Origin of the sequence: Grimontia sp. AD028 (genome assembly GCF_000973155.1) — a bacterium.
In the GTDB taxonomy this organism is placed as follows: domain Bacteria; phylum Pseudomonadota; class Gammaproteobacteria; order Enterobacterales; family Vibrionaceae; genus Enterovibrio; species Enterovibrio indicus.
This window is the reverse complement of the sequence record NZ_LASY01000163.1, coordinates 20,153-31,379: the sequence shown is the minus strand read 5'-3', so window position 1 is coordinate 31,379 and position 11,227 is coordinate 20,153. Positions and strand designations below refer to the sequence as shown.

The window sequence follows — 11,227 nt, the reverse complement described above, 5'->3', positions numbered from 1 at the left end:
ATCCAGCATCTTCAGGTTATTTGGGTATATGTGGCTTGCTCATCCTGCTATTTCCAAAGGTCGACAGTTCGTTGCATGGATCAAAACAGTGCAATTCTGCACCCAATCTGTTCGGTTTCTTCAGGCAGAAAATTGGAAATGAAAGTAAATTCCCTTAAATACAACGACATAAAAATTTGGCAAGCCCATTGCTTATAACATCATCAGTAACGCACCAAAGATGTATCGTTCGAAAGCGTTCTGACAATTTGAAAATAGACAACTAGGGTTCCGATGCTAACAAGGAAAAGCATGCCTGGTCCGAGAGTTGTCAACCTCACCTAAATCAGCGCGAAGCTGACTAAGAGGTCACACGGAGGGACAAAAGCCCGGGAGATTCGCTTGATATCTCTTTGGTGCCGTCGATTCGTGAAAACTCAAGGTAGAGGTAATTATGAAGTTGTATTCTTCCATTCTTCGCAAAATTTCCACCCGTCTGGCGCTTGCCGCCACATTGTGTCTCACTCTCATCTCAGGGCAAGCTCTCGCTGCAGATAAGCCGACGTTTCGTTTGGCTTGGTCAATCTACGTCGGTTGGGTGCCGTGGGATTACGGTAACAGTGAAGGCATTATCAAGAAATGGGCTGACAAGTACGGCATAGAAATCGAAGTTGTTCAGGTCAATGACTATATCGAGTCGATCAACCAATACACCGCGGGTGCGTTCGATGCGACAGTGATGACCAACATGGATGCACTGACCATTCCTGCCGCGAGCGGCGTTGATTCAACGGCACTTATCGTCGGTGACTTCTCAAACGGTAACGACGGCATCGTGCTGAAAGATGCCGCTGAACTGGCCGACATCAAAGGCCAACGCGTTAACTTGGTAGAGCTGAGCGTTTCACACTATCTTTTGGCGCGCGCGCTTGAAAGTGTCGGCATGTCTGAGCGTGACGTGACTGTGGTAAACACCGCAGATGCGGATTTGGTGTCGGCGTTTGCCACAAAAGACGTGACCTCCGTAACCACGTGGAACCCGCTGCTGGCAGAGATTGTTTCTATGCCAAAGGCATCAAAAGTCTTCGATTCTTCTCAAATCCCCGGTGAAATCATCGACCTTCTGGTCGTAAACAGCGACACACTGGCGGAGAACCCAGAATTGGGTAAAGCCTTGACGGGCGCTTGGTATGAAATCATGAGCCGGATGCAGATGGACGACGAAGTTGGCACCAAAGCGCTGGAGTTTATGGCGGCATCTTCCGGTACTGATTTGGGCGGCTACAAAGCTCAGTTGGATTCAACCAAAATGTTCTACCAGCCAGCAGATGCAGTGACCTTTACTGAGTCTGAAACCTTGAAAGACACCATGGGTAAGGTGGCTGAGTTCTCATTCAAGCATGGTTTGCTGGGCGAAGGTGCGCCTGATGCGGGCTTTATCGGCATTGAAACCCCCGCGGGTGTGTTCGGCGACAGCAGCAATGTCCTCCTTCGATTCAATTCAACCTTTATGGATATGGCAGCGAAAGGCGAGCTGTAAGGCGGGCTTATGACGCGAATTATTAACCTGAAGCCGTCGCCATTTGGTCGCTCGGTTCTAGCTTGCCTGCCGTTTGTGCTTCTGATCGCCGCCTATTTGGTGGCATCAGATGCCCGCTTGGCAGAAAACCCTAACGATAAACTGCTCCCTTCATTTGCCAGCATTGCCGATGGTATTGAGCGTATGGCGTTTGAACCCAGCCGTCGAACCGGGGAGTTTCTCCTATGGGTCGACACCTGGGCGAGCTTGGAACGTTTATGCCTCGGTGTGGGTATCAGTGCGCTGTTGGCGCTGGTGGTGGGTGTGGCGAACGGCATGATCCCGTATGTGCGGGCGCCACTGTCTCCGATGGTCAGAGCGATGTCTCTGATCCCTCCGATGGCAATTCTTCCGATTTTGTTTATTGCTTTGGGCTTGGGAGAGCTGTCAAAAGTGGTGCTGATTGTCATTGGTATTACTCCAATGATGATCCGCGATTTGCAGCTGCGAACAGAGAGCCTTCCGAGCGAGCAAATCATCAAGGCGCAAACACTGGGGGCGAATTCATGGACCTTGCTGGTTCGGGTGGTGTTGCCTCAGGTAATGCCTCGCCTTATCGAGGCCGTGCGGTTAACGCTTGGCAGTGCGTGGCTCTTCCTGATTGCCGCAGAGGCGATTGCTTCCACCGAAGGTCTTGGCTATCGCATCTTCCTTATCCGCCGCTATCTGGCGATGGATGTGATTCTGCCTTACGTCGTCTGGATAACCATTCTTGCCTTCCTGATGGATTGGCTGCTGCAAAAACTCTCCGCTAAATGCTACCCGTGGCTCCACGCGACTCAGGGAGGGAAGTGATTATGGACAACTCAAATACACCCATTATCGAAGCCAAAAATGTCTGGAAAGAATATGGCGACCACGTGGTGCTGGAACGTTTGAACCTGAAAGTGATGCAGGGGGATTTCATCAGCATCCTTGGTACTTCGGGTTGTGGTAAATCCACCTTTCTGAACATGTTGCTCGGCACTCAGGCACCTTCACGCGGTGAGCTGCTTTTGGATGGAAAGCCTCTGAGTTCGGAACCTGGCCCTGAACGCGGCATCGTGTTCCAGAAATACTCAGTGTTTCCACATATGACGGCTCTGCAAAACGTCATGGTGGCTGACGAATTCGAAATGTCGAAAGTACTCGGAAAAGTGTGGGGAAGCAGCAAGGGCGAGCTGAAAGATCGTGCCATGGCACAGCTAGAAAGGCTCGGCCTCACAGACGCTGCCAACAAGTATCCCGCAGAAATGTCAGGCGGGATGCAACAGCGTTTGGCCATTGCACAAGCGTTGATGAAAAAGCCGCGCATTCTGCTGTTGGATGAACCTTTCGGGGCACTGGATCCGGGGATTCGGAAAGATATGCATGTGCTGATCAACGACATTTGGCAGGAGCAAAACCTGACCATCTTTATGATCACCCACGATCTTCATGAAGGCTTCAAACTGGGTTCGCGTCTTTGGGTATTCGATAAGCCAAGATTCGACCCGCAAGAGCCAGATCGTTATGGATCGCAGGTGACGTTTGATATTCCCCTGAATGCTTCAGGTCAGGAAGAGATCATCGCTTCATTACAGGCGAAAGAACAAAAGGAAGTGGCATAAGCCACCGGAAACCAGCTTCGACAGCAAAGGAGAAAGCAATGACACTGAATAGCTTGTTTAAGCACAGTTACCAAGGCGGGCAACATGGCTCGCTGGAAGTACCTGCTGGTTACAGCTTGAGGTTTACCGCGAAAGACAGCGGCGCAAACCTAAGTTTGTTGATGTACAACCCGCGTAATACGTCAGAGCGCATCAACCTGCCGGACACGCTGAAATGCCAGCACACGTTTAAGCTCACCGCAGGCAACTGCGTGTATTCCGACATGGGGCGTATTTTCTGCTCTATTGTCCGTGATGACACAGGATGGATCGATAGTATTGGCGGCCTCAGCAACAGCCAACACGTCACCACAAAGTGGGGCGCGCGCGATTATCAGCATCACCGTAACCTGTGGATGCAAAACGGCCACGATGCCATGTTGGTTGAAATGGCGAAGTTTGGATTGGGATTACGTGATGTCGCGGCTCCGATGAACCTCTTTAGCAAAGTCTCCACGGCTGATGACGGTGTGCTGGCATTTGATAGCGAAAACACCGGTGCAGGTGATGTGATTGAGCTTCGCTTTGAAATGGACACGGTTGTGCTGTTGAGCTCCTGCCCACATCCGATGAATCCATCTTCTACTTATCCGAGAACGGGCGTTGACGTCGAAATGGTGCGTGCGGAACCAATTACAGAAGATGACGCTTGTTTGAATCACTGCGATGAAAACCGCCGTGGATTCGTCAACACCCGCCAATATCAACCGCAACTGATGGGATAAGGAGCCAGTCATGATTGTTGAAAGCCAACTTTGCACCCAGGAAGCCAAATTGAAAGAGGTTGTGGATGCTGGAGATTACTACTTCAAAGTCATGAAGCAGGGAGAGCGCATGCGCATTACTGATCTTGAAGGTAATCAGGCCGCGGACACCTTGTTTTATAACGCTAACAACACCGAAGAACGCTATTCAGCGATGGATACACTTCGCGAGCAAGGTAATGCCTACCTGACAGCGGGATCAGTGTTGTTATCAAATCTGAACAACCCGATGCTGGAAATTGTCGCGGATACCTGTGGTCGCCATGACACCTTGGGTGGCGCTTGTTCAACCGAGAGCAACACAGTGCGTTACGCGCATGAAAAGCGCTGCATGCACGCTTGTCGCGATTCCTGGTTACTGGCAGTCACAGAAAACCCAGAGTATGGCCTGACCAAAAGAGATATCAGCCACAACGTGAACTTCTTTATGAATGTGCCAGTGACAGCGGAAGGCGGACTGACCTTCGCGGATGGCATCAGCGCGCCGGGTAAATATGTGGAGCTGGAAGCCAAAATGGACGTGATCGTGCTGATCTCTAACTGTCCACAGCTCAACAACCCGTGTAATGCCTATAACCCAACGCCAATTGAAGTGGCAGTGTGGGATGCAGCTTAACGCTGGGCACTGAGTAATACGCGCGACAACAAGGTTACCAAGGAGAGGTAAGGGACGACCCTTCACGCAGGAAATGCACCTCAGGTCTTTGTCCGGGACGACCCGGATAGATGAAGACAACGCTATGTTCAAAAAAATTCTTATCGCCAATCGTGGCGCCATCGCTTGCAGAATAATTCGAACGCTTGATGCCATGGGCATCGCAAGTGTAGCGGTTTACCACGAAGACGATGCAGGCAGCCTGCATACTCTCAACGCAACAGAGTCCTACAGCTTAGGCGAGGGCAGTGCCGCTGAAACCTATCTCGATATCGACAAAATTCTTACCATCGCCAAACAAACGGGTGCTGAAGCGATTCATCCCGGCTACGGCTTTTTAAGTGAAAACCCAGAATTTGTGGCGGCTTGTGAACGTGAAAATATCGCATTTCTTGGCCCAACCAGCGAGCAAATCAATCTCTTTGGTTTGAAACACACTGCCCGCGAGTTGGCGGAAGGTGCCTATGTTCCTTTGCTGCCGGGTACGGGGTTGCTCGAAAGCGTGGAAGAAGCGCTTACCAAAGCAGAAGAAATGGGTTATCCGGTCATGCTCAAAAGCACCGCTGGTGGCGGTGGTATCGGCATGCGCCTTTGTGAAAATGCCGAACAGCTTCAGGATGCCTTTGAGGCAGTAAAACGTCTGGGTGAAGCCAACTTCAGCCATAGTGGTTTGTTCATGGAGAAGTTCATTACTTCAGCACGCCACATCGAAGTTCAGGTAATTGGAGACGGCGAAGGGAACGTGATTGCGTTGGGAGAGCGGGATTGTTCTGCACAGCGTCGCAACCAGAAAGTGATGGAAGAGACGCCGGCTCCCAATCTGAATGAAGAGACCCGCCAAGAGTTACAACAGACAGCTATTCGTCTTGCCGCATCAGTGAACTACCGAAATGCGGGTACGGTTGAGTTCATCCTCGACCAATCTACCCAACAGTTTTACTTCCTGGAGGTTAATACGCGCCTTCAGGTTGAGCACGGCGTTACTGAGCTGATCTTTGGCGTGGACATTGTTCGTCTGATGGTAGAAATCGGCTGTGGCGAACACGCTGAACATTGGCAAGAGGCTCTGGACGCCAAACCAACAGGACATGCTATTCAATTCCGTCTTTATGCCGAAGATCCAAACAAACAGTTTCTGCCATCAACCGGATTAATCACTCAGTTAGATTTCCCAGAAGGTGTTCAGGGTAATGCGGTGAGTCAGGACGAAAATGGCAGCACGGTGCGCATTGATACTTGGGTGGAAGCGGGCGTGGAAGTCAGCCCATTTTTCGACCCGATGATTGCCAAAGTCATGGTGCATGAACCTTCAAGAGAGCAAGCACTGGATAGCATCGCCAGCTTGCTGGAAAACACCGCTCTTTACGGCATAGAAACCAACCTTGATTACCTTGCACAACTTTCCCGCGAGCCTCTGGTGAAGCAGGGAGAAGTGCTGACATCGAGTTTGGCGTCATTTGATTATCAGCCTCATTCTATCGATGTGTTAAATAGCGGTACCCAAACCACCATTCAGGATTACCCCGGCCGCAGTGGCTATTGGCATGTTGGTATCCCGCCATCTGGCCCCATGGATAACCTGAGCTTCCGTCTAGGTAACCAGTTATTGGGCAACGATGAAACCGCTTCTGGTTTGGAGATCATTGCTAACGGACCCACCCTCAAATTCAACGCTGATACCCAGCTGGTGGTAACTGGTGCTGAATTGCCCGTTACGATTAATGGCGTTGAAGCGCCGATGTTTACCGTGCTGGCAATATTGAAAGGCGATACCGTCGCGCTTGGCGCGATTCAAAACAAAGGGGCGAGGGCATATCTATCTATCAAAGGTGGATTTAACTGCCCTGAATACCTTGGCAGCCGCTCGACGTTTACTTTGGGCAAATTTGGCGGACATGCAGGCCGTGCACTGATGGCAGGAGACGTACTGCATCTCAACAACACTCAATTGGATAAAAAGCGCGTTGGTGAAACATTGTCAGCACCGGACCTTGCCATGACGCATACCCTGCGTGTTATTTATGGCCCGCACGGTGCGCCAGATTTCTTCACTAATGACGATATCCAATCGTTTTTTGATGCCGAATGGGAAGTTCACTTCAACTCAAGCCGCACGGGTGTGCGTTTAATTGGACCAAAACCCGAATGGGCGAGACCAGACGGTGGTGAAGCCGGGCTCCATCCTTCTAACATTCACGACAATGCTTACGCCGTCGGCACAGTGGACTTTACGGGTGATATGCCTGTGATTCTCGGGCCAGACGGCCCAAGTCTGGGCGGATTTGTTTGTCCTGCCACAGTGATAAAAGCCGACCTTTGGAAGCTCGGACAATTGAAGGCGGGAGATAAAATCCGTTTTCAGGCGGTGTCTTTGGATCATGCCGAGCGCGCGGAACGTCATCAGTTAGCGGCGATTGGCATGTTGTCTTCGAAGGAGTTGGCATTGCCAAGTGCTTCAACCCGAACTTCTCCGGTATTGAAAGAAATCCCAGCGGATAAATATGGCGAGCAGGTGGTGTATCGCCCGAGTGGAGAAGATTTTCTGCTGGTGGAATATGGCCCACAAATGCTCGACGTGAAACTCCGCTTTCGTGTTCACGCATTGATGTTGGCGCTGGAAAAAATGGCGATCCCCGCCATCAAAGAGCTGACCCCTGGTATTCGTTCGCTTCAGGTGCACTTCGATAATCTGCAAATCAGCGGTGAAGCCATGCTTTCTCTGCTCGAAAAAGCAGAGGCAACCCTCGGCGACATCAGCACATTGGAAGTGCCTTCCCGGGTGGTTCACTTGCCGCTTTCCTGGGATGACCCTTCCATCCAGTTAGCAATGAAAAAGTACGATGAAGTGGTGCGTAAAGACGCGCCATGGAGCCCGGACAATATTGAGTTCATCCGTCGAATTAACGGTCTGGAAAGCAGAGAAGCGGTGCAGGACATTGTGTTTGATGCGAGTTATCTCGTCATGGGTTTGGGTGATGTTTACCTTGGCGCACCTGTGGCGACACCGATGGATCCTCGCCACCGACTGGTGACAACGAAATACAACCCAGCGCGCACCTGGACGCCTGAAAATGCGGTGGGTATTGGTGGTGCTTACATGTGTGTATATGGCATGGAAGGGCCGGGCGGTTACCAGTTAATGGGGCGTACACTCCAGATGTGGAACCGATACAACCAGACAGAGGCATTTACTCAGCCTTGGCTATTAAGGTTTTTCGACCAGATTCGCTTCTATCCTGTCTCGCCTGAAGAGCTCACTCAAATCCGCCGCGATTTTCCACGTGGCAAGTTTGATGTTCGCATTGAAGAAACCCGTTTCAGTCTCGCTGAATACGAGGCGATGTTGGCGAAAGAAAGTGAATCAATCAGTGCGTTCAAAACTCAACAGCAAGCTGCGTTTGATGCCGAGCGTCAGCGTTGGGAAGAGACCGGACAGGCGAACTTTGTTGCCGAAGTCGTGGACAGCGCAGAGACAAACCTCGAAGTGCTCGAAACCGGTCAGTTCCCAGTGACCGCTCAGTTGGCAGGGAATGTTTGGCAACTACTGGCCAAGCCCGGCGATACCATCGAAGTGGGGCAGCCGTTGCTTATCGTTGAATCAATGAAAATGGAAATTGAAGTGACAGCGTCACAATCAGGGCGCGTGGTCCGAATGTCTAAAAGCGAAGGTGAGCAAATTCGCGCCGGACAAACACTGTTAATCATGGAGCATATCTAAATGGAATTTACGTCAATTCAACAACTGTTGGCGGCTTATCAGTCAGGTGACATCACGCCAGCAGATTATCTCTATTCCCAGTGGAAAAAAGCGCAAAACGATCAGCATAACTGCTGGATTAGCCTGATCAGTAGAGCGCAATTGGATGGTTACGTCAAAGCGTTGAGAAACCACAAACCGGAAAACAAGCCGCTTTATGGTGTGCCATTTGCCATTAAAGACAACATCGATTTGGCGGGATTACAAACGACGGCAGCCTGCAAAGAATTTGCATACACACCGGGTCAATCCGCGTTTGTGGTACAGGCCTTAATTGAGGCGGGCGCGGTGCCATTGGGTAAAACCAACCTCGACCAATTCGCGACAGGCTTAAACGGCACACGCAGTCCATTTGGAGCCTGTAAGAACAGTATTGACCCAGCATACGTTTCTGGTGGTTCAAGCTCTGGCAGCGCAGTTTCCGTTGCTCTGGGTCAGGTCATGTTTTCCTTGGGCACGGACACGGCGGGTTCAGGCAGGATACCTGCTGCTTTTAACCGTTTGGTAGGCATGAAAGCGAGTATTGGACGGATCAGCTGCCGTGGTGTGGTTCCCGCTTGTAGAACTCTGGATTGCGTCACTTTGTTTGCACATAGCGTTGAAGACATTGAATACCTGCTGCCTATCGCCGGGCAGTATGATGCGGGTGACGCTTACGCCCGTGACTTTTCTGAGTATGATGCCGACATCGTTTATCTATCTGATGCAGTCAGGATTGGTGTACCGAAGACAGAGAACCTGGAGTTTTTTGGTAATGCAGACTTTCAGCGTCGGTTTGAGCTGAGTAAAGAGAAGTTAGCGGCAAATGGTGCCGAGCTGGTAGAGATGGACATTCAGGATTTCCTGGACGCTGCGACCTTGCTTTATCAGGGGCCTTGGGTAGCAGAACGTTATGCCGCCATAGAAGGCTTTTTTGATGAGCATGAAACGCAGTGTGAACCATCGATTCAGGCGATCCTAGGTGGTGCAGCTAACTTCTCAGCGGTGGATGCGTTCAATGCTCAGTATCAATTGAAAGCCCTGAAAAAGCGATGTGATGCCAAGCTGAAAACCGTTGACGCAGTTATCGTTCCGACGTCGGGGACGATTTACACCATCGAAGAAATGCTTGATGACCCGATCCAGAAAAATACCGACTTTGGTTATTACACCAACTTCATGAACCTTCTGGATTATGCTGCGATTGCGATTCCCGCCGACGATGAAACGGAGCAGATGCCGTTTGGCATTACGCTGTTTTCAGACCAAGGCAGTGAATCCAAGCTGCTGGACCTTGCCAAAGCTTATACCGCCAACGAAGCCGTTTCGGTGGGCGAATCGATTGATGAAACCATGGTTATTGCCGTATGCGGTGCCCACATGGAAGGTTTACCGCTGAACCATCAACTCAAGGATCGTCACGCGAGCTTTATCGATAAACGCCGGAGTGCATCGAGTTACCGTTTCTATGCGCTGGCAGGGGAAGGACCCAAACGCCCCGGTATGGTGCGTGTGAACGAAGCTGGCGTCAGCATTGAAATGGAACTTTGGGAAGTGCCGACCTCCCGTGTGGGTGATTTTCTTGCAGGCATTCCAAGCCCGTTGGGGTTGGGCAAAGTTGAGTTGGATGACGGTACCTGGGTGACGGGATTTACCTGTGAAGCATCGGGTATTGAAGGTGCAAAAGACATTTCATCCTATGGCAGTTGGCGTTTGTATCTGACTAACAATAGCTAGCTAGAAAAGCAGGCTGTAAAGTCTGCTTTTTTTGTTTGCTTTTCGCTCGCTGGGAGATACACTCCGCGCCCTTGAACTTTGAGAGATTCATTCTGAATGAAAAAGGTAATGCTGAGTGTGGCGCTGGTGTCAGCGACACTGCTTTCAGGTTGTGTGACGTTTCCAACTCAACAATCTGAACAAGTTAAAGTCATCTGGGACGATGTAAATGCCATTCAGGGATGCGAACACAAAGGCACAGTGATCGGCTCTGAAGGCCATTTTTATGATTATTGGCTGCATGCTGACAAAGACATGGTTTGGGGAACCTTGAACCAAATGCGTATTAAAGCGGCAGACAAAGGCGCGAACGTCTTGTACTTGTATCAGCCATTTGGTTTCTCTTCTTCAGTAACCATGTTCGGCAATGCCTACGCATGTGAAAATGCCGTAGATATCGAGGAAAAGATGGCTGATTTAGACGCCATTGAAATCGAAGTAAACAGCGAAGTCGAAGCGTCTGAAACGCCGTAATTCGGTTTATCTTCAGAAGAACTTTTAAAGGCCACAGATACTCAGCGTGGCCTTTTTTGTATCCTCGATTTCGCATACCTCTCTGAAAACATTCGCACCAATCCTTTTGCAAATGATAATGATTAGTATTTGACTTGATGAATTTAAATGTTATGTTATAACGTAGCAATCATGAGTTGGAGGGCATTATCATGAAACCAGGTATCCATCCGGAATACAGAACTGTGGCATTCCACGACACAGGCGCAAACGAATACATCCTTGTCGGTTCGACAGTGCAAACCAAACGTACGGTGGAGTTGGATGGCAAGACCTATCCCTATGTGACGCTGGATGTTTCATCGCATTCGCATCCGTTCTATACCGGTAAACAAAAAATGGCGAAGCAAGATGGTCGCGTGGCGCGATTCAATCAACGCTTTGGTGGCAAAAACCTGAAGGCAGGGAAGTAAACGATGCAAGTATTGAGTTCGCTGAAAAGTGCAAAGAACCGAAGCAAAGATTGTCAGGTGGTGAAACGCCGCGGACGTCTCTATGTGATTTGCAAGTCCAATCCGCGCTTCAAAGCGGTTCAGGGAAAGGTGAAGAAGAAAAAGTAAGTCAAGCGCCGCTAAAAGTTTAGGATATTAAGGCGGG

The 11,227-nt window shown here is 50.3% G+C and carries 10 protein-coding genes and 1 riboswitch; all 10 genes read left to right on the top strand.

What is annotated here, in order from left to right; genetic code table 11:
• Window positions 1-251: 251 nt before the first annotated feature.
• A riboswitch (guanidine-I (ykkC/yxkD leader) is annotated at window positions 252-377 on the top strand.
• A 56-nt stretch (window positions 378-433) separates the two neighbouring features.
• The 10 genes from RN22_RS23560 (at window position 434) to ykgO (ending at window position 11,190) form a co-directional block, all read left to right on the top strand.
• The gene (locus tag RN22_RS23560; protein ID WP_046308307.1) at window positions 434-1,519 is read left to right on the top strand and encodes a putative urea ABC transporter substrate-binding protein; all 1,086 of its coding nucleotides are present in this window, start codon (window positions 434-436) and stop codon (window positions 1,517-1,519) included.
• 9 nt (window positions 1,520-1,528) lie between these two features.
• The gene (locus RN22_RS23555) at window positions 1,529-2,353 is read left to right on the top strand and encodes an ABC transporter permease (protein ID WP_046308305.1); all 825 of its coding nucleotides are present in this window, start codon (window positions 1,529-1,531) and stop codon (window positions 2,351-2,353) included.
• Window positions 2,354-2,355: 2 nt separating this feature from the next.
• Complete coding sequence (locus RN22_RS23550; RefSeq protein WP_156168252.1) at window positions 2,356-3,147, top strand: ABC transporter ATP-binding protein; 792 nt, start codon at window positions 2,356-2,358, stop codon at window positions 3,145-3,147.
• A 38-nt stretch (window positions 3,148-3,185) separates the two neighbouring features.
• Complete coding sequence (locus RN22_RS23545) at window positions 3,186-3,911, top strand: urea amidolyase associated protein UAAP1 (RefSeq protein WP_046308301.1); 726 nt, start codon at window positions 3,186-3,188, stop codon at window positions 3,909-3,911.
• 10 nt (window positions 3,912-3,921) lie between these two features.
• Complete coding sequence (locus tag RN22_RS23540; RefSeq protein ID WP_046308300.1) at window positions 3,922-4,566, top strand: urea amidolyase associated protein UAAP2; 645 nt, start codon at window positions 3,922-3,924, stop codon at window positions 4,564-4,566.
• 124 nt (window positions 4,567-4,690) lie between these two features.
• Window positions 4,691-8,323, top strand: coding sequence for an urea carboxylase (gene uca / locus RN22_RS23535; protein WP_046308313.1), 3,633 nt, complete (start codon window positions 4,691-4,693; stop codon window positions 8,321-8,323).
• Window positions 8,324-10,078, top strand: coding sequence for an allophanate hydrolase (gene atzF / locus RN22_RS23530; RefSeq protein WP_046308298.1), 1,755 nt, complete (start codon window positions 8,324-8,326; stop codon window positions 10,076-10,078).
• Between the two features lie 96 nt (window positions 10,079-10,174).
• Window positions 10,175-10,591, top strand: coding sequence for a DUF4156 domain-containing protein (locus tag RN22_RS23525; RefSeq protein WP_046308297.1), 417 nt, complete (start codon window positions 10,175-10,177; stop codon window positions 10,589-10,591).
• Window positions 10,592-10,782: 191 nt separating this feature from the next.
• Entirely contained in the window at window positions 10,783-11,043 is a 261-nt protein-coding gene (locus RN22_RS23520) for a type B 50S ribosomal protein L31 (protein WP_002542462.1), read from the top strand.
• Between the two features lie 3 nt (window positions 11,044-11,046).
• Window positions 11,047-11,190 (top strand): type B 50S ribosomal protein L36, encoded by a 144-nt coding sequence (gene ykgO / locus RN22_RS23515; protein ID WP_002542461.1) that lies wholly within the window; start codon window positions 11,047-11,049, stop codon window positions 11,188-11,190.
• The last annotated feature ends 37 nt before the right edge of the window (window positions 11,191-11,227 follow it).